This is a genomic window from Parablautia muri, from assembly GCF_009917485.1.
Classification (GTDB): domain Bacteria; phylum Bacillota; class Clostridia; order Lachnospirales; family Lachnospiraceae; genus Suilimivivens; species Suilimivivens muri.
This window is the reverse complement of sequence record NZ_QZDT01000008.1, coordinates 79,225-104,365: the sequence shown is the minus strand read 5'-3', so window position 1 is coordinate 104,365 and position 25,141 is coordinate 79,225. Positions and strand designations below refer to the sequence as shown.

The 25,141-nt window shown below is 44.7% G+C and carries 19 protein-coding genes and 1 tRNA gene; 14 read left to right on the top strand and 6 right to left on the bottom strand.

Translation table 11 applies throughout. The annotated features are described in order from the left end of the window. Window positions 1-67: 67 nt before the first annotated feature. From D5281_RS07485 to D5281_RS07475, 3 genes are all read left to right on the top strand, one after another. Window positions 68-1,069, top strand: coding sequence for an ABC transporter ATP-binding protein (locus D5281_RS07485; protein WP_160559545.1), 1,002 nt, complete (start codon window positions 68-70; stop codon window positions 1,067-1,069). Beyond that, the gene (locus tag D5281_RS07480) at window positions 1,062-2,051 is read left to right on the top strand and encodes an ABC transporter ATP-binding protein (protein ID WP_160559544.1); all 990 of its coding nucleotides are present in this window, start codon (window positions 1,062-1,064) and stop codon (window positions 2,049-2,051) included. Before D5281_RS07485 ends, D5281_RS07480 begins: the two co-directional genes overlap by 8 nt. 160 nt (window positions 2,052-2,211) lie before the next feature. Next, window positions 2,212-4,050, top strand: a complete 1,839-nt coding sequence (locus D5281_RS07475) for a peptide ABC transporter substrate-binding protein (protein ID WP_277935230.1) — start codon at window positions 2,212-2,214, stop codon at window positions 4,048-4,050. A gap of 135 nt (window positions 4,051-4,185) precedes the next feature. Here the strand turns inward: D5281_RS07475 and D5281_RS07470 are convergent, their stop codons facing one another. From D5281_RS07470 to D5281_RS07460, 3 genes are all read right to left on the bottom strand, one after another. Continuing rightward, window positions 4,186-4,632, bottom strand: coding sequence for an FMN-binding protein (locus D5281_RS07470; RefSeq protein ID WP_160559543.1), 447 nt, complete (start codon window positions 4,630-4,632; stop codon window positions 4,186-4,188). After that, window positions 4,629-6,671 carry a methyl-accepting chemotaxis protein gene (locus tag D5281_RS07465; RefSeq protein WP_330584878.1) on the bottom strand — a complete coding sequence of 681 codons (2,043 nt, stop codon included), beginning with the start codon at window positions 6,669-6,671 and terminating at the stop codon, window positions 4,629-4,631. The genes D5281_RS07470 and D5281_RS07465 overlap by 4 nt, the downstream gene beginning before the upstream one ends. Before the next feature lie 229 nt (window positions 6,672-6,900). Continuing rightward, the gene (locus D5281_RS07460; RefSeq protein ID WP_160559541.1) at window positions 6,901-9,462 is read right to left on the bottom strand and encodes a hybrid sensor histidine kinase/response regulator; all 2,562 of its coding nucleotides are present in this window, start codon (window positions 9,460-9,462) and stop codon (window positions 6,901-6,903) included. Between the two features lie 477 nt (window positions 9,463-9,939). Here D5281_RS07460 and D5281_RS07455 point away from each other — a divergent pair, with 477 nt between their 5' ends. The 8 genes from D5281_RS07455 to D5281_RS07420 all read left to right on the top strand — a co-directional run bounded on the left by D5281_RS07455 (window position 9,940) and on the right by D5281_RS07420 (window position 16,177). Then, a complete protein-coding gene (locus tag D5281_RS07455; RefSeq protein WP_160559540.1) occupies window positions 9,940-10,716 on the top strand; it encodes a nitroreductase family protein in 777 nt (258 codons plus the stop codon). A gap of 31 nt (window positions 10,717-10,747) precedes the next feature. Beyond that, window positions 10,748-11,173, top strand: a complete 426-nt coding sequence (locus D5281_RS07450) for a YbaK/EbsC family protein (RefSeq protein WP_277935235.1) — start codon at window positions 10,748-10,750, stop codon at window positions 11,171-11,173. A 142-nt stretch (window positions 11,174-11,315) separates the two neighbouring features. After that, window positions 11,316-11,395 (top strand) — tRNA-Leu (locus D5281_RS07445). 46 nt (window positions 11,396-11,441) lie between these two features. Then, window positions 11,442-11,615: a hypothetical protein gene (locus tag D5281_RS07440; RefSeq protein ID WP_160559538.1), complete on the top strand. Its 174-nt coding sequence runs from the start codon at window positions 11,442-11,444 to the stop codon at window positions 11,613-11,615. Window positions 11,616-11,660: 45 nt separating this feature from the next. After that, on the top strand, window positions 11,661-11,855 hold the full coding sequence (locus D5281_RS07435; RefSeq protein WP_160559537.1) for a hypothetical protein: 195 nt from the start codon (window positions 11,661-11,663) through the stop codon (window positions 11,853-11,855). A 903-nt stretch (window positions 11,856-12,758) separates the two neighbouring features. Further along, entirely contained in the window at window positions 12,759-13,700 is a 942-nt protein-coding gene (locus D5281_RS07430; RefSeq protein WP_160559536.1) for a calcium/sodium antiporter, read from the top strand. A gap of 107 nt (window positions 13,701-13,807) precedes the next feature. Beyond that, on the top strand, window positions 13,808-15,037 hold the full coding sequence (locus D5281_RS07425; RefSeq protein ID WP_160559535.1) for a 6-phosphofructokinase: 1,230 nt from the start codon (window positions 13,808-13,810) through the stop codon (window positions 15,035-15,037). A gap of 201 nt (window positions 15,038-15,238) precedes the next feature. Beyond that, window positions 15,239-16,177 carry an AEC family transporter gene (locus D5281_RS07420; RefSeq protein ID WP_160559534.1) on the top strand — a complete coding sequence of 313 codons (939 nt, stop codon included), beginning with the start codon at window positions 15,239-15,241 and terminating at the stop codon, window positions 16,175-16,177. Window positions 16,178-16,249: 72 nt separating this feature from the next. On the opposite strand, the gene D5281_RS07415 is transcribed toward D5281_RS07420, so the two are convergent. The 3 genes from D5281_RS07415 to D5281_RS07405 form a co-directional block, all read right to left on the bottom strand. Continuing rightward, window positions 16,250-17,932 carry a putative manganese-dependent inorganic diphosphatase gene (locus D5281_RS07415; RefSeq protein ID WP_160559582.1) on the bottom strand — a complete coding sequence of 561 codons (1,683 nt, stop codon included), beginning with the start codon at window positions 17,930-17,932 and terminating at the stop codon, window positions 16,250-16,252. A 179-nt stretch (window positions 17,933-18,111) separates the two neighbouring features. Continuing rightward, window positions 18,112-19,269, bottom strand: a complete 1,158-nt coding sequence (locus tag D5281_RS07410; protein WP_160559533.1) for a toxic anion resistance protein — start codon at window positions 19,267-19,269, stop codon at window positions 18,112-18,114. Between the two features lie 126 nt (window positions 19,270-19,395). Then, window positions 19,396-20,841, bottom strand: a complete 1,446-nt coding sequence (locus D5281_RS07405) for a 5-bromo-4-chloroindolyl phosphate hydrolysis family protein (RefSeq protein WP_160559532.1) — start codon at window positions 20,839-20,841, stop codon at window positions 19,396-19,398. 255 nt (window positions 20,842-21,096) lie between these two features. Between D5281_RS07405 and D5281_RS07400 the strand changes: the two genes are divergently transcribed. The 3 genes from D5281_RS07400 (at window position 21,097) to D5281_RS07390 (ending at window position 25,121) form a co-directional block, all read left to right on the top strand. Beyond that, window positions 21,097-21,921 (top strand): sugar phosphate isomerase/epimerase family protein, encoded by an 825-nt coding sequence (locus tag D5281_RS07400; protein WP_160559531.1) that lies wholly within the window; start codon window positions 21,097-21,099, stop codon window positions 21,919-21,921. 99 nt (window positions 21,922-22,020) lie between these two features. Then, on the top strand, window positions 22,021-23,358 hold the full coding sequence (locus D5281_RS07395) for a BMP family lipoprotein (RefSeq protein WP_160559530.1): 1,338 nt from the start codon (window positions 22,021-22,023) through the stop codon (window positions 23,356-23,358). Between the two features lie 98 nt (window positions 23,359-23,456). After that, window positions 23,457-25,121, top strand: a complete 1,665-nt coding sequence (locus D5281_RS07390) for a DUF5722 domain-containing protein (RefSeq protein ID WP_160559529.1) — start codon at window positions 23,457-23,459, stop codon at window positions 25,119-25,121. Window positions 25,122-25,141: the final 20 nt, after the last annotated feature.

The window sequence follows — 25,141 nt, the reverse complement described above, 5'->3', positions numbered from 1 at the left end:
TGTAAACCTGAAATGTGCAAATAAAGCAAAGGTGAACAAGGTTCACCCTGCGGAAATGAGGAAATTTATGTCAGAATATCTTGTTGATATAAAAAATGAGCGGCTTTCTTTTTTCACTCCCGTAGGGGAGGTAAAGGCGCTAAATGACGTCTCCATTCATTTGAAAGAGGGGGAAGTGCTGGGAATCGTAGGCGAGAGCGGCTCCGGCAAATCCGTAACAGCCTATAGTCTTATGGGACTTACGGCTCATCCGGGCAAGCTGATTGGCGGCAGCCTTATGTTTAACGGACATCAGATCGACCAGATGAGCGATAAGGAAATGCGTAAAATAAGAGGAAATGAAATTTCTATTATTTTCCAGGACCCTATGACCAGCCTGAATCCGGTTTACACAATTGGAAACCAAATTATGGAGGCAATTCTGCTTCATACGGATAAAAATAAGGCCCAGGCAAAGGAAAGAGCTAAGGAGCTCCTTGAGCTGGTAGGTATCAATGAGCCTTTAAAAAGGTTAAAACAGTATCCACATGAACTTTCAGGGGGTATGCGGCAGCGTGTTATGATTGCCATCGCGCTTGCCTGTGAGCCTAAGCTTTTGATTGCGGACGAACCGACAACTGCCCTTGATGTTACTATCCAGGCGCAGATTCTAGAGTTGATGATGGAACTTAAGGAAAAGCTTGGCATGGCGATTATCATGATTACCCACGACCTTGGGGTGGTGGCAAGCATGTGCGAGAGGATTGCGGTTATGTATGCCGGAAAAGTCATAGAGTACGGCACGGCCGATGACATTTTTTATAATCCCAGGCATCAATACACCAGAGGATTGATTCGTTCCATACCCAGAATTGATACCAAGGAACATGAAAGGCTGATTCCCATTGAGGGAACGCCGGTTGACCTTTTAAATCCGCCCAAGGGATGTCCTTTTGCGCCCAGATGTGAAGCATGTATGAAGATATGCTTAAGGGAAATGCCTCCTGTTACCAATTTTGGGGAAGTCCATTATACCCAGTGCTGGCTGAATCAGAAGGAAGAAATGGAGAAAGGAGCCGCAAATGAGTGAAACATTAGTTCAGGTTGAGCATTTACAACAGTATTTTCCAGGGGGCGGCTACGGCAAAAATAAAAAATATATCCAGGCCGTAGATGATGTCTCCTTTACCATTGAAAAAGGCGAAACATTAGGACTTGTAGGTGAATCCGGCTGCGGAAAAACCACCACAGGACGTACCTTGCTCCGGCTTTATGAGCCCACAGGAGGAAGATTTGTTTTTGACGGGGATGTAATCTTTGACGTGGAAAAGAAGATTTACACCCATATGCTGCCCTACCGCAAAAGAATGCAGATTGTATTCCAGGACCCTTATGCCAGTCTCGATCCGCGCATGACGGTGGGCGATATTGTGGGGGAGGCCATTGATGTCCATAAAATGGCGGCAAATAAGCAGGAAAGATATGAATTGATTATAGAGATGCTGCAGCGGGTGGGGCTTAATTCGGAGCATGCAAACCGGTATCCCCACGAGTTTTCCGGCGGACAGCGCCAGAGAGTGGGAATTGCAAGAGCGCTTGCAGTGAAGCCGGAATTTATTGTCTGTGATGAACCGATTTCCGCCCTGGATGTTTCCATTCAGGCCCAGGTCATCAACATGTTTGAGGATTTACAGGCGGAGATGGGGCTTACTTACCTGTTTATTGCCCATGACCTTTCCGCCGTGAAGCATATTTCCAACAGGATTGGCGTTATGTATTTGGGCAGGATGGTGGAGCTGGCGGACAGCTATGAGCTGATTACCCAGCCCCTGCATCCATATACAAAGAGTCTTATATCCGCTATCCCCATTGCGGATCCTAAGGCGGCTAAGGCAAGCAAGCGTATTGTGCTTGAGGGAGATGTGCCCAGCCCCTTAAATCCCCCTTCAGGGTGCCGGTTCCGCACCAGATGCCCTTATGCGGATGAGCAGTGCGCGCAGGAGATCCCTAAGTGGCGGGAGGCGGAAAATAACCATTACGTGGCCTGTCATCACATTGACAGAGTGAACTGATATCCGGTTTCGTAACGGGGGAAGCCGAAAGTTGAACGATATCCGGTTTTCCGTTTGGATAATGATTCATATTGACAAGGTGAATAAAATGTGGTAAACCAATATAGACGTTAAAAGGTCTATATTTGTTAAATAAAAAATGAAAAGAGGAGGAAAAATTATGAAGAAAAGAGTAATCGCCCTTATGTTGGCAGTTACTATGGTTTTCGGACTGACAGCCTGTGGCGGCGGTAATTCCGGAAGCAGCGATGGAGCCGGCAGCACAGATGCGGAGCAGAGCACGGATGACGGCGCAGATGCAACTGGCAGCACAGACGATAGTGGTGAGAGCGCAGAAGCTCCTGCTGCGGCAAGCGGAGAGAAGATTCTTTCCGTACAGGTAGGACCTGACCCTGAGACAATTGATCCGGCGCTTAACAGCGCGGTAGACGGCGGCAATATGCTGCTTCATTCCTTTGAGTGTCTTTTGACAGTAGATGAGGATGGCAAGCTGGCTCCCGGACAGGCAGAAAGCTGGGAGACAAGCGAGGATGGTCTTACATGGACTTTCCATTTGAGAGAAGGATTAAAGTGGTCTGACGGAACTGACCTTACGGCAAATGATTTCGTATACAGCTGGAAGAGAGTATGCGATCCTATGGTAGCAGCTCCTTATGCTGAAACAGTATTAGCTATGGTTGTGGGTTATGATCAGGCAATTGAAGGCGATTTAGATGCCCTTCAGGTAGTGGCGGAAGATGACCAGACACTGGTTGTTACTTTAAGCGCTCCCTGCTCCTATTTCGGCAGCCTTGCAGCATTTGCTACTTTAAGCCCTGTACAGCAGGCAACAATCGAAGCAAACGGTGATGCATGGGCAACTTCAGCTGAAACATATATTTCCAATGGTCCTTTCTATGTATCAGAGTGGGTACCTGGTTCCTATATCCTTATGAGCAAGAATCCTAACTACTGGAATGCGGATGCTATCAAGCTTGACGGCATCAAGTGGAACCTGATTGAGGATGCCAATGCTTCTTACAGCGCTTACCAGACCGGTGAAGTTCTTTTCATCAAGGATGTACCTACGGAAGAAATTCCTTCCTTAAGCGGTAATGCTGATTTTTACGTTGATCCGATTATCGGAACTTATTACTTAAGTGTTAACACAGAAAGAGAGCCTTTTAATGATCCGAAGGTACGTAAGGCATTAAGCCTTGCAATTGACCGTGAATATGTGGCAGGTACCTTGATGCAGGGTACATACTCAGCAGCAAGCAACTTCATGGGCCCCGGCTGGATTGACACAGATGGCAGCCAGTTCATAGATAATGCAAACGGCGGTCAGCCTTACATTGATGTTACAAATTATGAAGCTAACTTAGAGGAAGCAAAACAGCTTCTTGCTGATGCAGGTTATCCGGATGGCGAAGGATTCCCTTCCATTTCCTATTCAACAAACGATGCAGGCTATCACAGAGTTGTAGCTGAGTACTTACAGCAGGCTTGGGGAGAACTTGGTATTGACCTTACGGTAGATATCGTAGAGTGGGCAAGCTTCACACCTATGCGCCGTAACGGTGATTATGATTCTGCTCGTAATGGCTGGGTTGGCGATTACAGCGATCCTTCCAACATGTTAGACCTGTTATATTCCACCAACGGAAACAATGACGGTAACTTCAATAATGCAGATTATGATGCGGCTATGGAGACATCCAGAACCACACTTGATGCGAAAGAGCGTTCCGAAGCGCTGCACACAGCAGAAGATATCCTTATGGAAGAAACCGGATGTATTCCTGTAGCTTACTACAATGACTTCTGGTTACAGAGTGACAAGATTACAGGCTCCTGGCATTCACCTTACGGTTATTGGTACTTCATGTATGCAGATATCGCAGATGGTGCCGGTGCGGATAATGCTGATAACGCAGAGGCAGATAATGCTGATAACGCAGAGGCAGATAATGCTGATAACGCAGAGGCAGATAATGCGGAAGCGGAAGTTGCAGAATAATTGAGTGTAGGCAGTAGATTTATAGAAGATAAGGGATGCCATTATTGGATGTCCTGAATGAAATGATAAGGCGGATTTAAGTGAACTTACTTAAATCCGCCTTTTCAAAAGCGTTTTAAAAAGTTTTATCCGGGCTTAATGGGTGTTGGTATCCACCAGCACTATGCTGGAATCCCCTCGCCGGGCCTGTTCTAACACAGCGTGAGCCAGCAGTTGAAATGACCCATGGGAAGAACTTGCTCCGCTGATTGCATCGATACCGGTTTCACTTTGCGCCTCCAAAAGCTGGCTGGCATAATCGCGGGTGTACTCATTAGGGTAGGTGCCGTTGCTGTGAAGCATTGTCTGCATATAGGCGTTATCCCAGCTTTTGATGAAGCCGCTGGGATTTTCTGCATTGTACTCTACGGAGACAATGGTTCCGCCTTTCACCAAAATGGTGATATATTCCTTCCAGCCAAAATTAAATTCGGACGCCTGAGCGGTGTAATAGCCGTCCTGAAGCTCTGCCTGGCCACTGCAGGCTGTCAGCAGTAAAGTGGCTAATAACAGGCTTAGAAGCGTGGTAATCATTCGTTTCATGTATCGCTTTTCTCCTTCAATATAAATTTTTGTACCTGGGATTGCAGCGCCTCGGCTTCTAACGCCAAAGATCCACTGGACTGCTCTGTCTCCCCGGCGTTTTGCAGGTTGCGGTCCGCAATACCTGAAATAGTATCAATTCGTTCCTCCATAACAGATAAAGCCGCCTCCTGGCCCTGTATCGCTACTGACAGTTGGTCTGAAATAGCGCTGATTTGCGTAGAGACCTCTGAAATAGCGCGCAGGGAATCTGCGGTGTCTGCGGTCAGCGCCACGCCGGTTTGGATAATTGCTTTGGTGCTGTTTACCATATCCGTAGCGCGCTGAGCAGCCTTTGTGCTCTTGGCAGCCAGCTGCTTTACTTCCTCAGCCACAACTGCAAAGCCTTTTCCGGCAGATCCGGCACGGGCGGCCTCCACAGAAGCGTTAAGAGTTAGTATATTGGTTTGGAATGCAATATCCTCAATGTCCTTTGCAATTTTCGTAATTTGCTGCGCATTGGCGCTTATGTTGTCCATAGCGGAGGAAAGGTCAGCCATCTGTGTATTGGCAATTTGAATACATCGGGTGATTTCTTCTGTCTGGGAACGGGTCTGGTCACTGCTATTGGTGACATCAGCCAGCCGCTCTTTCACATGGGTTACTTCGTGGACCAGTTCTTCAGTGGAATGGTTCTGCTCTAAAGATGCCTGATGCAGCTGTGTGGACTGCTCGTTCAACTGTGCCGCCATATCCGTAAGACGGGCAGCGGCAGCGCGGAATCCAAGTAAGGTTTCGTTCATGGATTCAGTAATGGTGTGCAGGCTGCCACGAATTAACTCAAAGTCGCCCTTGTAATCCACCTGGGGTTCGGTGCGCAGATCACCTTCCGCAACATGGTTCAACACCTGCTGGATATCCGATATGTACAGATTTACGCTTTCTAAGGTAGCGTCCAGGGTCTGCGTCATGACTTCCAGCTCATCTCCAGTGTGAATGGGAAGTACATCTGTGTGAAGGTCCCCATTGGAAAGAGCTATCATCCGGTCTGTTACGCTCTTAACGGGATGGGAGATAGAGCGGGACAGGCGCAGAACCAGTAAAATGGAAACGACCAGAATTGCCAAAGTCGCCAGAACTGATACAAGCATTGCCCCATAAATTAAACTTGCGTAATCCGATTTAGGAATTTGGATCACCAGTGACCACTGGGTACCACGGATGGGAGAGAAAGCCACCAGCATTTTTTTACCATCAATTGAAAATTCCGTTGCACCTGTTTCGCCGGTGGTTACACGGTCCGCGGCGTCCTGATTACCATCACTGAGCTGAACCAATGAATTTTTGTTAAGGACCAGAGACTGGTTTGGATGGCCGGTAACAATGCCGTCCCGGTTAACCATATAGGCCATGCCGGTTTTTCCTAAATTGATGCTGCTGATTACATCATTGATAGTGTCATATTTGTAGACACCCACCACATACAGGATGGTCTCGCCATCTTCTTTCACCGGCATACCCATCATTATGCCAAGATTATCCTGATAGATGGTGGAGGAATAGGTAGTCAGATTGTCTGTTTCCTTTAAGAGAGCAAAAAAATTACTGTCCAATTTCATCATGGCGCCATCAATTCCCTGCACCAGCTGTCCATCCAGGTCATATAGGGCGATTGTGTAAAGCTCATAAATCTCCGCTGCTTCTTCCAGTACTGACATGCGGTTTTCTTCCGTTGATGGGGCATCCGGCAAAGAGATATCTGCTCCATTTCCACTTCCTGCGGCGCTTACCGTACGCATTCTTGGATCATCGGCGATGGTCATCATACGGTCCGCCAGCATATGGATGTTAGCCTCCACTGTTTTAGCTGACTGTCGAGCCATTGGCTGAAGACTATCCAACAAAATATTGTTGGCAAGGGATTGCATGGAGAGGGCCATAATAACACAACATATGACCACCAATAGGAGGATGTTAAGTGTAGTGCTTTTCAAAATCCTTCCATTCAGACTTCGCTTTACTTCATGGCTGGCATGAGCGTCCGTTTGCTTTTGTGTCACTTTTCTGTCACTCCTTTTACAAATAAATTTTTGTTTAACACAATAAAAGCCGCTCATTCTTCCGGTAAGAGCTATGAGCCGCACAGCGCAACCAAAGAATGATAGACTTTAAGAAAAGTATAACACAAATTAGGAATAAAAGGAAGGGCCGATGTGTAATCACGTATTTTGGTGATTGCACATCGGCCCTTTCTTTATCTCAAGAACAGCAGTGTTTTGATAATTTGATTTAGTGGTTTAAAATGAATTTCTTTAACAATGAAAGTACCTCATCAAGATTAACCGGTTTGGCAGTATGGGCATTCATTCCGCTGTCCAAACACCGTTGCACATCCTCAGAAAAAGCATCCGCTGTCATGGCGATAATCGGAATACTTTGGGCATCCTGATGGTCTGATGCGCGGATTGCCAGTGTAGCTTCTATGCCATTCATAACAGGCATTCGAATATCCATTAGAATTGCAGCATAATATCCCGGTTCAGAGGACTTAAACATTTCGAAACAAATTTGTCCGTTTTCGGCCCAATCAAGCTTCAGGCCGAAATCAGAAAGCAGTTCACTTAAGATTTCCCAGTTTAAATCATTATCTTCCGCAACTAATATATTATGACCGGCTAAATCCATGTCTACATTTGAGCTGTCCTGGGCTTCCGATATATTCATATATTTCTTTAAGCCGTAGAACAAAGTTGATTTAAATAATGGCTTTGAAATAAAACCGGTAATGCCGGCAGCCTTGGCCTCTGCTTCAAATTCACCCCAGTCATATGCTGAAATCAGAATAATGGGTATATCCGTGATTTGCAGCATTTGTTTGGCAATTGTAATGCCGTCCTGTTCAGGAAGTTTCCAATCCAAAAGAACAATTTGATATTCATCATGCATCTGATGATGGGCCGTTACCATTTGGATTGCTTTATTTCCGCTTTGTGTCCAATCTGCATGTATGCCAATGGATTCCAGAGTTTCTATTGCTGTGCGGCATAACATCTCGTCATCATCTACCACCAGTATCTTCCAGGGGGGAAGAAGCATATCCATTTCCTGCCCTAAGGCCTTTTCCAGATCTAAAATTACGTGAAATTCAGTACCTTTATTCAGGGTGCTTTCCACGGTAATGGTTCCGTTCATGGCATTTACAATATATTTTGTAATGGCCATGCCTAGTCCGGCGCCCTCCGTTTTTTGTACGCGTTTACTGTCCGCTCTGGAATAGGAATCGAAAATACGTTCTATAAATTCGGGCGCCATGCCGATTCCATTATCTTTCACCTTAATATGGGTTCGAACATAGTTTTCTTTTTCTGGCAGCGTTATGTCTTCCTGGTACAGGGACAACTGAACGGTTCCACCCTCCTGTGTGTATTTAATGGCATTAGAGAGCAGATTCAGGAGAATCTGATTCAAACGTACGCTGTCACAATATACATCTTCTGCTATTATATTATCAATATGTACATTAAAGTTTTGATTTTTGTTTTTAATCTGAGGTTGCACAATGCTGACCAGTGCATCGGATATTTCTCGCAGGGAGATTCGTTCTGCAGTTAAGGTCAATTTGCCGCTTTCTATTTTTGACATATCCAATACATCATTGATAAGTCCAAGCAGGTGTTTGCCGGACAATGCTATTTTCTTAAGGCAGTGCTGTACATGCTCAATATCATCAATGTGTGTAGTTGCGATTGCCGTCATGCCTACGATTGCGTTCATTGGAGTACGAATATCGTGGCTCATATTCGAGAGAAACTCACTTTTAGCCTTATTTGCCAAAAGGGCCTCTTGCCGCGCCGCATCCAAAGCAATAAGCTGTTGGCAGCTCAGTTTGTAATAAATATAGAAGATAAACAACAGCATAAGAAGAATAAGCGCAAAGACTAATATAGTAGCGGCTGTTGTATTTAAGTTTAAGTTTTCTACTGTTTGGTTTAAAGGACCGAAGGGGAGAACAATAATCAGGTGCCATTCTGAGTAAGGCAGTAAGGTGGAATATATCAGTTCTCTGTTTCCTCCCAGCTCCAGAATAGCAGAATAATCTTCTTTGTTTTGCATGGCTGTAGTGAGAGCTTCGATATAAGCGTCTATAGTTTCACGGGAATCCTCCGGATATCTTTCATAAAGACTGGAAAAATAATCCGAATAGTCGTTGCTTAGAGCGCTTGAAATAAAACTTCCGTCCTTTCGGATAATATGTGTGTACACCAGTTCATCGACTTCGTCCGTATCAAGCATTTCGCTAATGTATTCTATAGGAAGGGCGGCAATTAATGCCATGCACTGTTCCCCGTTTTTCATAGGGTAGTCTGCGTTAATACCGAACAAAACCACCTCATTACCAGATTCATCCTTGCCTATTGCAATCTTTTTTTCGTTGTTTTCTAAAGATTCAAAAAATGGCTCAGGATCAGCAAGGTATATCGGCTCTCCGTAAAGCATTTCCAGGTCGCCGCTTTCAGAGCATAACGCCAGATAATTAAAATTCCTGACATGGATTCGGTAGATTAATTCTTCGTATAATTCATTGGCATTGTCATGGTTTGCCGAAACTACCTCTACGACCGTTTCGGCCTGCTCCAATTTCAGAGTCATAAGTGTCCGGAAATGTGCGGAAATCTGCTTATTTATGCCTTCCATATACAGACTGCCCACTTTGTCAATGGCTTTCCGGCTTACATTGCTCATATAGTATCCCAAACATAAAAACGCACTGGCGCTTATAACCAGAAGGAGAGTAAAGCTTCCGATTAAAAAATGTCTTGTACGGTTCCCCATCTTATCCTGGATATCCATATGTTTTCCTCCTGTAAATCTTTTATTCGCGGACAATGGTAGAAATAAGCCAAATTTATGATGGCTTATTTAACATTATATCAGTTTTTTTTATAAAAACAATTTTATTTTTTCATCATTATATCTATTCATTATAGAGATGTTGCAGGTGAAAGGCAACCCTAAATATTTTCAAATGAGCGTGTGGCGTAACAGCAAATATGAAGACCAAACTGTTACTATTTGGCAGTTATTTCTATAATTAATAGGAATAACCGCTTGACGGGTAAATTATATTTTTCTAAAATAAGTAAAAGCATGATATTTGGAGAGGGTAAGGATTTAAAAATATGATTTATAATAAAATTAAGGACGGTATTTTACTTATCAAATGCGATGTCGGAAAGAACACGGAAATTATACGATAGCGGAAAATAACGTTGTGCAGATATTTCCGATGATGTAAGTAAGAACTTGAGAGAATGGAGGATTGTACAAATGAATGAGATAATACGGGATTTGCACAGAAGGAAATCGGTACGTGTTTTTACAGATCAGGAAATTACTTCAAAGGAGAAAAAGGAAATCTTGTATGCGGCAATGGCGGCGCCTACGGCAGGAAACCAGCAGCTCTATACGATTCTTGACATTACGGATGAGGAGCTGAAAAAGAAGCTTTCCGTAACCTGTGACCACCAGCCTTTTATTGCAAAGGCGAAAATGGTGCTTGTATTTTGTGCGGATTTGCAAAAATGGTATGATGTTTTCTTAGAGGGCGGATGTACGCCGAGAAGGCCTGGTGCAGGGGATTTAATGCTTGCAGTGTCAGATACAAACATAGCGGCGCAAAATGCTGTTACGGCGGCCCAAAGCATGGGAATTGGTTCCTGCTATATTGGGGATATTATGGAAAATTGTGAGGTGCACCGGGAGCTTTTGAATCTGCCGGAATATGTTTTTCCAGCGGCTATGCTAGTGTTCGGCTATCCCACAGACCAGCAGCAGGAGCGCCAAAAGCCGGTGCGGTGCCGGTTAGAGGATATTGTGCAAGAGAACGGCTACCGGCGTAAAAGCAGTGATGAGCTGCGCAGGATGTTTGATAAGAAATGCCAGAGTGTAAGCTTCGAGGAGTGGAGCAGGTGTTTTTGCGAGCGGAAATACAATTCGGATTTTGCAAGAGAGATGAGTCGGTCGGTGCGTGTTTATTTGGAAGCTTTTGCGGATCAGGCAGCCAATCATGGTAAAGGTAAGGAGGAAGGAAGCTGTGGCAATTGATAAGGTAAGAGAATATTTTAGAAAATATGGAATGGAAGATAGGATTCAGGAATTTGAGGTATCCAGTGCAACGGTCGCTCTGGCAGCCCAGGCACTTGGATGCGAGCCTCAAAGAATTGCAAAAACGCTTTCCTTTATGGTGGAAGGAAAGGCAATTTTGGTGGTGGCTGCCGGGGATGTGAAAATTGACAATGCCAAATATAAAAAGAAGTTTGGCACAAAAGCGAAGATGCTCTCGCCGGACAAAGTGACGCTTTTGGTGGGACATGCGGTTGGAGGGGTTTGTCCCTTTGCGGTTAACCAAGGGGTGAAGGTCTATCTGGATGAATCCATAAAACGATTTGAGACAGTGTTTCCTGCCTGCGGCAGCAGCAACAGTGCGATTGAACTTACAATAGAGGAGATGGAAAGGTATGCCGATGAGGAAGGCTGGGTGGATGTGTGCAAATTGGCGTAGGAGCAGATGGCTTTACTTGTTTGAAAGGTTAGAAGATAATACCGGAAGATTAAAATTTTTTATGTGGAGAAGTTGACAGCAAATTCTTGGAATGGTAAGATAGAATACGTAATTTTTAAGTCTGGTTATCCGGATGAAATAGGCGGAATTGATGGAATTGGCAGACATGCAAGATTTAGGTTCTTGTGGGCGACCGTGAGGGTTCGAGTCCCTCATTCCGCATGGCAGATACCTTGAAGGGGGGATTCAATCTTTCAAGGTTATTTTTTTGTCTAAAAATACAAATTTAACGGATGACAGGGTGTTTGGATTTATGTGCCATAAAAAGCTTGCGGATTGCTTTATAGAAGAAAAGCTGAAAGAGGTTAAGAGCAGGATAGAGAAGACGATGGAGGACGTGGTGCTGGTGATTGGTGTTGGCGTGCGCCTTATCACCCGGTAGGATTGAGGGCGGGTAGGGCTGGACGGGATTCCAAGACCCATCCATGTGGAGCATGTACTGAATGTGGTGGAAGGGGAAAAGGCTGTGATCGAAAGCTACAGCGGCGCTTTTGAACCCTTTGAAGTGCACTATGCGGAAACTTTTATTATTTCGGCTTGTGTGGAGGAATACATAATCAACCCGGCAGGAGAGGCGGCGGATGAAAAGGTGGGTGTTGTGGTTGCGTCTGTGAGAGGATGAGGATTAGAAATCATTTTCTTAAATGTGCGGTATATGTGAAAAAAATATTTTGCAATGATTCGGTCTAGGCCTTTGCAGTTACTGCAAAGGCCGTAAAAATATGTAAATTTAATCGAGAGAAAATCTGCCCCCTAACCGCAGATGATTTAGAATTGAGCCACGATAGTAGATTGTTTTTTTTATAAAAGAGTGAATTGATTACATAAAAATACCACATCACGCATCTCAAACTGCAGGTTTTCTGATAGATAGATTCAATGAATTAGGCATTGCATCTCCTGCGCTGGCAAAGACCACACTGTATACCGCATGCATAATTTGCCGGATAAAAATGTACTGAAAAGGTACGCTGCATGGGGGAGAGATACAGCTATTTGCGCAACGGACGATATTGAGAACAGTGAAAATGATAATGAAAAAAGCGGAATCGTTAAGACGTCATTTGATGTATTGGAACGAAAGGAGGTTCCAATACAGACCTCGATTTTGGGAAATGCAGTATGCATCAGTAGTATTGTTTCCTAATGATTCGGCCTTGGATTTTGCATTTATTGCAAAGTCAGTAAGAAAGTTTTTGACTTTTATGTTTGACATATTTCCATTTTTCTGGTAAAGTTTTCATAAGTTGAAAGGGAGTAGTAAAAAGGGTTGGGCCAACAATCTCCGGTGATAAGCCGTGGCTTAACACTTCCGCTATAAAATGGAAGTACGAGACTTTTGACACACATAATTTGTGGGTCAGAAGTCTTTTTTGTTATGATAAGCTGACTTACGAAGTATGCGTTTGTTACAATAAACCGACTCGCGAAGCGAGATGACGTTTGTTGTGAACGGCGGCTCAAAACATTATCAATTGAATTAGTACAACAAAATGAGGAATACTAAGGAAGAAAGGATGAGAAAATGGTAAAAACTGTTATTTTGTTTGTAGTAGGTTTAGTGCTTATTTGTCTAGGCGGTGACAGGCTGGTGGACGCGGCTGTGGCAATCGCTAAAAAACTTGGGATCCCCCAGATTGTGGTGGGGGCTACGGTTGTCAGTCTTGGGACCACGCTGCCGGAGATTTTGGTTTCCACTACGGCAGCTTTTGACGGATCCGCAGCCATTGCTGCCGGAAATGCTTTTGGTTCTATCATTTGTAATACGGCGTTGATTGCGGGACTGACCCAGACCATACGTCCGTCAAAGCAGGTGGAACTATCCGCTCTTTCATGGCGCAGCGCATTCTACTTTATTGTAATTATTTTGCTAACCGCGTGCGGCTTCATAACAGGGGCCTTTGGACGTCCTGTTGGGATTGTGCTGCTCATATTGTTTATTGTTTATGCATGTATCAATGTTGTGCGTGCTCCTGCCGAGAGCAGCGCTGGGGAAGAAGATAAAGATACGGCGGATGGGATTTCCATTCCGTTACAACTTGTGATACTGATTGTCTGTGCGGTTTTCCTTTTTGTGGGGGCAAATCTTTTGGTGGACAACGGAATCCTGATTGCAGAGGCGGTTGGCGTGCCGCAGAGAGTTATCGCAGTTACCTTTATAGCGCTTGGAACATCCCTGCCGGAGCTGATGACTTCCGTAATGTCTTTGATAAAAGGCTATGGCAATGTGGGTCTTGGCAATGTGATTGGGGCAAACCTTCTGAATATGCTTTTGGTAATCGGAATTCCTTCGGCGATTGCAGGAATTCCTTTAGAGCGCTCAACTGTGGTGGTAGATATGCCCCTTTCCTGCCTTGTTATGGCAGTGCTGCTTGTACCTATTTTAGTCAGAAAGAAAGCTTCACGGCTTCAGGGAATCACACTGCTTGGGATTTATGGGATTTATTGCGTTGCATCCTTTTTGTAATAAGAAGTGTAAAAAGGGGAATGGCCCTTGTCAGAAAAAAGGGAATCTGCTATACTTCAAGATGCAATGGAAAAATTTGAAAACAATAGAATAAAGGAGAGGTAAAAATGAAAGGTAATATTGTTGTTGGACAGTCCGGCGGGCCTACGGCAGTTATTAATTCATCTGTAGCAGGTGTATACGCAGCAGCAAAGAAGCTGGGCGTAAAGAAAGTTTACGGAATGGTGCATGGAATTGAGGGATTTTTAGAGGACAAGCTGATTGAGCTTGAGGACTACTTAGATGACCCTGTGGGAATTGAACTGTTAAAGAGAACTCCGTCCGCTTTCTTAGGATCCTGCCGTTTTAAGATGCCTAAGATTGAAGGCCATGAGGACATTTACGAAAAGGTATTTGAAATCATGGAAAAGCATAATATTGAGTGCCTGTTTTATGCCGGCGGAAATGATTCTATGGATACGGTTAAAATGTTATCTGATTATGCTGCGGCGCATGGCAAGACACAGAGATTCATGGGTGTGCCGAAGACCATTGACAATGACCTTCCTGTTACGGACCATTGTCCCGGATATGGTTCGGCGGCTAAATATATTGCAGCCAGCTTAAAAGAAATCATTCGCGACAACGAGTCCTTTGGGGCGAAAAAGCCTACTATCTGTATCGTAGAGATTATGGGCCGTAATGCAGGATGGCTTACTGCGGCAGCAGCTCTTGCAAAGGGAGAGGACTGCAGCGGCGCTGATGCGATTTACCTTCCTGAAAAAGTATTTGACATGGACGCTTTCATGGAGAAGGTAAAACATTTGGCAGCAACCAAATCTTCTGTTGTGATTGCAGTTTCCGAGGGAATCCATATTGCAGACGGCCGTTATGTATGCGAGCTGGCAAACGAAAATGTTGCGGTAGACGCATTTGGCCATAAGCAGATGTCCGGTACGGCGGCTTATTTGGCACAGCTGGTTGCATCTGAAACAGGATTAAAGACCAGAGCGATTGAATTTTCAACCCTGCAGCGTGCGGCAACCCACCTTGCTTCTCTGACCGATATCAATGAAGCGTTTCAGGTTGGACATGACGCGGTTGTAGCGGCAAACGAAGGCAAGACAGGCATGATGATTACTTTGGACAGAAATGGGGATGATCCTTATCAGTGCGGCACAAGCGCATATGATATTCACGCAATTGCCAATGTTGAAAGACCTGTTCCGGCGGAATGGATTACGGAAGACGGATGCGGCTTAAACGAGGGCTATGAGAAGTATGCAAGACCGCTCATCATGGGCGAGCTTCTTCCGATTTTTGTAAATGGCGTGCCTTCACATTTAGTAAGAAAATAGGCTGAGGGACATTTTTCGTCAGATTGATGCTGCTATAAAAGAGCGGTATGGAAGTCGGCGTTAAGAGAATTTCCGGTCCTATAAAAAATACGGATTAAACATGATACCTCCAAAGTTGACAAGGGATATAACCTGATCTGCTTTGGAGGTTTTGAATTTAACAGATCGGCATTTGTTTTGTAGGAGGTATAGAGCGGACAGATGGATAATTTTTTGCTTGCGGCAAAGGTAGTGCTGCCGCTTTTGATTTATATGGCGGTGGGGCTTATGGTACGGAAACGGGGCATCTTTCCGGCGGAGAATTTTAAGGCTTTAAACAGCATGACGTTCCGTATTTTTATGCCGCTTACATTATTTTTTAATATATATGAGGCCGAATTGAAAGAAGCGGTGAGACCTGGTATATTTATATTTGCTGTGACATTTATTTTTTTACAATTTTGTGTTTTGTGGATTGCCCTTAGCCGTTCCATAAAAAGTAAGCCGGATTGTGCCACAATGATCCAGGGAATTTACAGAAGCAATTTTGTGCTTTTTGGGAACGTGGTTGCGGCCTCACTGTGCGGTGAGAGCGGCCTGGCGCTGGTTGCGGCCCTGGCGGCTTTGGTGGTGCCAATATTCAACATCCTGGCCGTTATTTTGTTTGAACTGAAAAGGGAGAATGATTTGAGGATTGGGCAGATGATCATAAATATTTTTAAGAATCCATTGGTGGATGCCGGTATTTTTGGGTGTATTTTTAAGTTGTTTGAACTTCCCTTTCCAGCATTCGTGAAAGCGCCTTTGGCAACATTGGGTGATATCGCCACGCCGTTAGCGCTTATGTCCCTGGGCGGTATGCTGTCTCTGGGAAGTATGATAAGCCACAGGAAATATTTGCTTACTGCTGTTATCGGGAAATTGATTGTGGTACCGATTATCGCTCTGTCCGCAGCAATTACAATGGGATACCGCGGGGATGCGCTGGTGGCCGTGCTGGCAATTTTTGCTTCTCCTACCGCTGTTGCCTCGGCTCCAATGGCACAATCTATGGGAGGAAACGGCGATCTGGCGGGAGAAATTGTGGCGGCGACATCCGTATGCTGTATTATCACAATATTTCTGCTGGTGTTTTTTCTTTCGGGAAGGAATTTGATTTAACCATACCATGTAAATCCGGCCCTGCGCTGCAGAGGGCCGGTTTGGGCAATGGCTTGGCCGAAGGCTTTATTGTCATAATTCTCCGATTGCCATCATAAAAGAAGGCACAAGCTGTTTCTTTCTGGAAAGAACGCCAGGCAGTTTGACGCTCCCATTTTCCACCTTCTTGTGAAAGGCTTCAAGGACTAAATCCGGCGCCTTGTCGCCGCAGCACAGAAGCTGGGTTGTCTCCTGAATGATATCCGTTAGCATGAAGAACATCATATCTACATTTTTGTCCTGATAAACTTCATTCATATAGGGATAAAGGGTAGAGTGGATATGGGCCAGTTCATCCTCGCTCATGGAAGTGATTTGCCCTATGCCCACATTAAAGTCGCCAAATTCAAACATTTTAAAGTCCTGATACAGAATTTCCTCGTTGGTTTTTGAGGCCAAATCACTTCCGGCGGCAAACATCTGCTTAGCGTAGGACTCGCATTCGATCCCGGCTATCTTCGCCAGCTCCTTTGCCGTATGAATATCCATCTGGGTGCAGGTAGGGGAACGGAACAGCAAGGTATCAGACAAAATGGCGCTGCACAATAAACCGGCAATGGCGGGAGGCACTTCCACACCCTGTTCCACAAACATCTGATAGATGATGGTACCGGTACATCCCACAGGCTGGTTGCGGAAATAAATGGGAGCCATTGTCTCTAAAGAACCAAGTCTGTGGTGGTCTATGATTTCCAGAATTTCTGCATCCAGCACATTGTCCACGGCCTGGGTAACCTCATTGTGGTCTACCAAAATAAGGCCCCGCTTGTGCACACCAAGTAAGTTACGCCTGGAAATCATGCCTATATATTTTCCGGTTTTAGTTAAAATAGGAAAGTCCCGGTAACGCTTTTGGGACATGATTTCTTTGATGCCCTCCGTGTAATCCGATTCCCGGAAGGTCAAAAGGTTATCCTTGCGCATAAAAAAGCTTACAGGCATACTTTGATTGATCAATCTGGCTACGGTGTAAGTATCCTGGGGGGTAATGATGATGGCACAGTTGCGTTCCTGGGCTAAACGTCTGATGGTCCGCGACACCGGAGAGCCGAGACAGACAACGATACAGCCCGCCTGCATTTCGATAGCGCAGAGCTGGGATTCGTAACGGTTGCCCAGAACCACCATGTCATGCTCGTTGATGTACTCCTCCATGACATCGGGGTTTGCGGCTGCAATTACAACCTTACCCTTGTCAAAGTATCCGTTTTCATCCCCCACTACCATCTCCGCATCCAATGTTTCCAGAATGTTGCGGTAGGAGGTTTTGGCGGTGGAGAGGATGGCGCTGTCATATTCATCCATATAGGACTGGGCAATGTCATTGATGGTGATAAGCCCTTCCAGCTGATTTTTTTCGTTGGTGATAGGAAGCGTAAACACACTTTGGTCGTTCATCAGGGAATAGGCCTTTTTCAGGGAAATGTCACTTCCAACACCCGGTACCTTGCGGATATCCATATCCTTTACGCGCGTGCCAATGTTTTCAAGCAGTGTCGGCACGCTCATATTAAACCTTTTGAGCACGTACTGGGTCTCTGCGCTGACATGTCCGGCCCGGGCAGGTACATAGCAGTTGTTGCCGGGGCTTTGGTTTTTTAAATAGGCATAAGAAATTGCAGAGCATATGGAATCCGTGTCCGGATTTTTATGGCCGACTATGTAGATAGTGCGTTTGCGCGCATGGGTGGGGTCTGCATCTACGTTTCTTTTCATTTTCTTTTCACTCAATTTTTTCACCATCCTTATTGATAACCTGTATCTCTGTAGAAGAAATGGGCCGGCAAGTCTGCAATGCGCAAGAGAAAGGCGCTTCTTCAACGTGTAAATTGGGCCCGGAGGAAATCTGCCCTTTTACGCAGGCGATTTGGAATGGACAGATCATGGGCATGTGCCTATATCTGCCCGGAAGAAGAACGGCTTACGGCAAGAAGTTTTTGCCGCATTTCGTTCTCAATTCTAAAAAGCTCCTGCTCGGCGTTTCTTCTCTTTGCGCGTCCGTCTTCCTGGATTTTCAAAACCTCGTCTAAGGTACTGATGAGGGTTTTGTTGGTTGCGGTAAGCGTTTCAATATCCACAATACCCCTCTCGCTTTCACGGGCGGTTTCAATGGTTGCGGTTTTAAGGGCCTCCGCATTTTTTCGAAGCAGGGCGTTGGTCATGTCCGTCACTTCCTTTTGGGCCCTGGCCGCCTCGGCGGAATGGTTTAAGCCTATGGCAATGACCATCTGGCTTTTCCACAGGGGGATTGTGTTGACAAGGGTGGACTGTATTTTTTCGGACATAGCGGTATCGTTGCTTTGAATCAACCGAATCTGGGGAGCCATCTGCATAGAAATGGTTCTTGTCAGCTCAAGGTCGTAAATTTTCTTTTCAAAACGCTCGCACATGGAGGCGTAGTCATTGGCAGCCTGGGTATCCTCCGGCAGCCCGCTCTTTTCCGCCTTCTGTAAAAGGGCCGGCAGCTCGGAAGTTCTGGCCTGTTCTAATTTTTGCTTACCTGCGAGGATGTACATGGATAATTCTTTAAAATAATTCAGGTTCAATTCGTACATTTTATCCAGCATGGCCGCATCCTTCAGCAGAGTGACCTGATGATTTTCCATTACCTTACAGATTTTGTTAATGTTATTTTCTGCCTTATCATACTTTACTTTCATATTTTCAAGCTTATTGGCGCCTTTTTTGAAGATGCCAAGGAATCCCTTTTCCTCAGGTTCGTCAAAGTCCTTTAACTCTGTGACCACATCCGTCAGCATCTGGCCGATTTCGCCCATATCTTTAGTGCGCACGTTGTTTAAGGCACTCTCGGAAAAATCAGCTATTTTTTTTTGGCTGCCTGCGCCGTACTGCATCACCATCTGGGTGTTGGTAATATCAATCTGGGCGGCAAAGGCATCTACCATTTTCTGTTCTTCCGGCGTTAATACCACTTCAGGGATCTCCGGCTGCTCCTCCTCTATTATCAAAGGTTGCTTTTCTTCCTCCTGGGTAAAAGGGGTGAGGGTCAAAGAAGGAGCCTCCTTAACCAGTTCGTCTAAATTATTGCTCATTTGATTGTCCTCCATTGTTTTTGATTATGCAATAAGCTCTCTTGCGAAGCATGACAGTTTTTGATATATTAACTGCATTTGCGAAGCATGACAGTGTTTGATTTATTAACTGTTTTGCGAAGCGTATCAGCGTTTGATATCCATTTCATTCATAAGGCCTTCCCGTGCAAGCATGGTTTTAAGCACCTGGGCGTCTGTGGTTGCGTCAAGCACAGCGTCCTGAAAGAGGTTGTTTAAAAGCTCTGTAAAGGCCTGGTTGATGGTATCTAAGGTGTTTTCTATCTCCGCCTTGGCGGCCGTGATTTCTTCCCCGGGGACGCTGACTTTGTCAAAATCAGCATAAGCCTCCACCAGCTTTAAGGTGGTGGGCAGATAATAATCCATCAGCTTGTGCATCCGGTGCATTTGGTCAGGATGCTCTTTTAGATTATCAAAGATTTCCTTTAACAGATTTTCCAGCCGCATTAGCTTTTGGGAAATCACTTCTCCGGGAATCTGGTCGTTAAGATATCTTAATTTGCGGATACATTCTGCTCCTTCCATTATCATAGTATTTAATTCCGCTTGTTCAGAATCTCCGCTATGCAAAGTGGAGGCGGTCGCCTGGAAAGACATATTTTTACTTTGTTCTGCGTTTGTGCTCGTATGATCGCCGGAAAGATTGGTCTGCCGGGAATGATTCTGCGCATCCAGCTCCATGCGTCTGCGGTTTTCTTCCATATCCAGATACTGCCTGTAAATCGTATCGTTTAACATGAAGTTGGTTTTCTGCTTGTCCAGGTGGCCTTCAGGAAACATACCCAACTTTAACATTTTTTGTAAATCCCGCAGGATATAACGTTTGCTTTTTCCGGTGCTTTGGGCCAGAGCTTCCGTGCCGATATACATTTTCCCACTACATAGCTGCATATAACGCTTGGCTCTCTTTAAACGCCTACCCTGTCCAATTCCAACCTGAATCATGTAAAAGAAGCCTGCCATGAAAAGGAGAGCTGTGATAAAGGCTGCGCTGCTTACAGGAAAATTAGCGCCCCAGAGGACGAACAAGCCAAAAAGGGAAAAGCAGGTGGTGCCAAGGCCGATTCCACCAAAGACTTTGTATAAAATGTTGGATACGCTGCCTATTTTATTAAATTTAACAGGAGGGGCAAGCTGGGTTTGCTGCGGTGGGCGCTGCTCTGGCGATCCAAAATGCCCAAATTGTTTTTTTTGCTTTAAAAATTGCTCCTTCTTTTGTAAAATATGTGCTTGAGTGCGTTGGATTTGCTCTTGCCAGTGCTGCTGTTGCTTCAGACGCTTTTGCGCTTCCCGTTCACTATGTGCCTGAGCGGCTTTTTGATCCCATGTGTAGGTGCCGCTTTGTCCGTTTCCTGTGTGTTTGCCTGAATTATCGTGTGAAGAACAGTCAAAATTATTTTCAAAGGGAATATGTTTTCCAACCTCATTTATTGTACTTGCCACCGTCTGAGTAACCAGATCATTTAAATTTTTAAAATCTCCAGTCCGCAAAGCTTCAGCCAGCGCATCTTTCATTTGTTCTCCTATATTGCTCCGATTTTGATAGTCGCTCATAGTAGTGTTTGGAACCTCATTATCTTTTTCACTTTCAATGTTTTATGTTATCTCTTTTGATGAAAGATTTTTTACCACCTTTATTATCACACATCAAACCTTGCTCCGCAATAAATTTCTTGCAGAAGATTCATATAAATCCTGATTGATTCGGTAGAAGGTCTAAAGTATAATGATATGTATTCAGTAGATTTATGATTTTAATTTCTTTAAAAAATATTGTTTTGATGGGTTAAAGTAAAGGAGGGTTACGGAATGAAAATTGCAGCTTTTTATGAAAATATTATTTATGGGGCGGAAAAAGAACAAGCTTTTATAGGGGATATACTAGATGAATTGAAGGCGGAAGGACTTCAAATGATTTATATTTCGTGGGACTCCTTAAAAGGAAAAGAAGAAGAATTGATGCATCTTTTTGGAGAAAAAGGACTTGCTGTAGAGGGACTGCACCAGCATTTTGATTTTGGGCATCATCCGGAGGATGAGAGCTATAAGGAGTTTATAGAGCTTGCTCTGAGAGTTGGGGCGGCTAACTGCCTGATTGTGCCTGGTCTGCTCGCAAAGGAAGATGAGGGAAATCGTAAAGAAATGATTGAAAATATGATTGGAGTTGTAAAAAAGGCAGTGGAATATGGAAAGGAAAGAGGAATTTTAGTTTGTATGGAGGATTATGATTCTATGGCATCTCCTTATAATTCCGTGGAGGGCCTTTCCTGTTTCTTTGAGAATATTCCGGAGCTTAAGTGCGCTTTTGATACGGGAAATTTTGTCTGCTTTAAGGAGGATGAAGAAGCGGCATTTTCAAAATTTGCCGATAAGATATGCACGGTTCATTTGAAGGACAGAAGTCACCAAGCTTATATGGAAGGCGATAGAGGCTGCGTTTGCTATGATGGGAGCAGTGCGTGGTCAACACCGATTGGAAGCGGATATATTCGTATAAAAGAGATTTTGGGCAGGTTAAAAAAGAGAAATTATGAAGGTAACGTGATTGTGGAGCTTTATGGGTATGAGGATATACTAGAGGGAATAAAACAATCTATCAGGTGGGTGCGGCAGCAGGCAGGTGTAAATACATAAAAGACTTAGCGGATGCGAACACATTTGCTGCTGTACAGGCAGTTATGGAGCGTGCTATACTGAAAAATAGAATTGTTGTAAAAGCAGAGGAATGTATAAATGAGAAAGAAAATTGTATATCGTATCGTTGGTCTACTGCTGGCTGGCGCGCTTGTAGGATGTGCGGGCGGACAGCAGCAGACGGTATCCACAGGAACGGGAAACGTTTCTGAAGATGCTGCGGCAGATACAGAAAAAAATATTACAAAAGAAAATCAGGGAGAGGATGCTGGGAAAGTTAAAGGAACAGGTAACGGAACAGGCAGTATTCCGCAGGAAAGCGATGTGCAGGCGGCAGAGAAAAATTTTGAGGCGTGGCAGGCGCTCCTAAAATCGCCGGCGGAAGGGCCGGAAAAGAAATTAATGGAGGATATTTACGGGGATTATAAGGAACAGGGCGGAGAGATTGCTTTTGTAACAGATGGCAGCATTAAGGACGGGAGCTATAATGATGCGATTTATAAGGGAATCAGAATGTATGCATTTTCAGCAGGCGTTTCTTTTTCCCATTATAATATAGATATAAATCAACCGGACGGATATCAGGAGGGACTCAGGCAGGCGGTTTCCAACCAGGCAAAAATTATTGTCTGTGGAGGCGATGGCTTTGAAGAAGCAGTGGGAACTTTGCAAAGCGAGTATCCGGAGGTCTCTTTTTTGTTGATAGATGGTGTCCCGGTTAATGAACTCGGAGTGGCCGTTGCGATAGAGGATAATGTGCACTGTGTTTCCTTTGAGGAGGAGGAATCAGGTTATCTGGCGGGGTATCTTACGGTTTTTGACGGATACCGCAATCTGGGCTTTATCGGTGGCAAGGAAGTGCCTCCGGTGATGCGATATGGTTATGGGTATTTGCAGGGGATCGATGACGCGGCGGAGGATATGGGGCTTTCCAATGTGACGGTTCATTACTGGTATGCGGATTCCTATGAGCCCAGTCAGAAAATCCGGGACAAGGCTTTAGGGTGGTATGAAGAAGGGACGGAAGTGATTTTTGCCTGCGGAGGATCTTTGTACCAGTCGGTGTTGGAGGCAGCGGAAGAAGGAGATGGACTGCTCATTGGAGTGGATGTAGATCAAAGTACATTGTCAGAACGTTTTTTGACCAGCGCAACCAAAGATATTTCTAATGCGGTCATTATTTCATTGGATGATTTTTACGCGGCAGGGAAAGAATGGTCGGATGGATTTGCCGGCGAAGCAGTGCGCTATGGCATGAAGGAAAACTGTACGGGAATTCCGATTTATGACACGGAATGGAGATTTAATGCTCTTACTATGGAAAAGTTTGGCGAATTGCACAGGAGAATCAAATTGGGAGAGATTTCAATATCGGATGAAATTGATGTGCAGCCCCAGGTATCTTTTACATTAAATGTGGACAAGACAGGGGATTGAAAGGTGCAGGGGGAATCGGGATGATGAAAAAAATATTACTTTTCTTTATATTGGGGGTACTTTTACCGGCATGCCTTTTAGGGGGGTGTGGGAGAAAGATGAGAGGATCCGTTGAAGTTGCAAACGTGGAGAAAAAGGAGGAAGACGCCTCAAAGGATAAGACAGACAAGGGAAAAAAGACTGCATTAAGTGAGGGAGAAAAAAGGCGGCTTACGCGGGGAGATTTGTATGTGGAGGCAGGAGAGCTGGCAGGATATGCCTCTGATTTTTCTTTGTCTTATGATGCGGAATCGGAGCAGATGATTTATTCCCTTAAGATGCCCCAGATACCGGAAAGCGATGATGCATATTTATATTTATTTGCACTTTCCTGTTATGAAAATGAGGAAACGCCAGGCGGCTATCCGGCAGCCTTTGGGCCGAAGGGAACAGAATGCCAGATTTCCTTTTCTTATGAGGAGGAATATCTGTTTCAGCAGTTTGTTCCGGCATTGCTCTTAGAGGGAAAATATGTGCCTGTAGGGGATGGAATTTACCTGTCAAACCCGGAGGAGCTTGCAGACAATCAGGAGGAGTATCCGCAGCTGGAGTCCAAAAAGGGACTTTTGCTTGACCCGACTATGTTGGGGACGGAGGAATTGACAGATCTTGGTGTAAAGCATGCCATTTATAATATTCCGCTATCCGCCATTATGGGAGAGACGGCGGATGAGACCTTTCCAACCATTACCTATACCTATCAGGGAACCGATTATCTGTTTAATGGGGCGGCAATCAACGGCTATGACGGGTTGTTTACTTATCTGACGGATTTGGGCATGTGCTCTACGGCAATTGTGCTAAATGATTGGAATGATGATTACATAGAAATGATTCATCCTCAGGCAAGAGATAATACCAGCGGAGCCAGTTACTATATGTTTAACACTGCGGAGGAAAAGGGAGTTAAGGAACTTGAAGCTGTGGCCAGCTTTCTTGCAGAACGGTATTCTGACGGGAAACATGGTATGGTGTACAGCTGGGTGATTGCGAATGAGATTAACCAGTTTAGAACATGGAATTATATGGATACCAATGATGTGACATATTATGCACAGGAATTTGAAAAGGCTTTCAGGATTTTTTATCAGGCTGTTAAACGAAGATATGCAGGCGCAAAGGTATATTTCAGCATAGACCATGATTGGAACAGTAATAAAGGGGACAACAGGATCTATTTTAATGCAAGAGATCTGATAGAGGGAATAAACCAGGCGGCTCTTAAGCATGGCAACTACGATTGGGGAATTGCCATACATCCTTATCCGAACCCACTAACCCGTGTAAATTATTGGTCACAGGAATACGATAAGACCCAGGAGGCTCAGACACTTTCTATTATGAATCTAAATGTGCTGACAGACTTTCTTGGACAGGAAGAATATTTAGATACAAAGGGAAAGATTAGGAGTATTACGATCACAGAGCTTGGATTTTCCTCCAAGTTTGGTCAGAAGCTTCAGGCAGCAGCCTTTGCCTACTGCTACTATATTACGGAGGCAAACCCATACGTGGAAGCCTTCATTATGAATCGGCAGACAGATGCACCGGAAGAAATGGTACAGGGCCTCTCCTTTGGCATTTATGAATATGATCATTCTGAAAAATTTCTGAAAGAAATTTTCTGTAACATTGATACAGAGCAGTCGGAAGAATACATAGATTTTATGTTAAATATACTGGGAGCGGGCAGCCTGGAAGAAGCCTTAAGCTGGGCACAATAACCCCTGCCTATGAACCATAT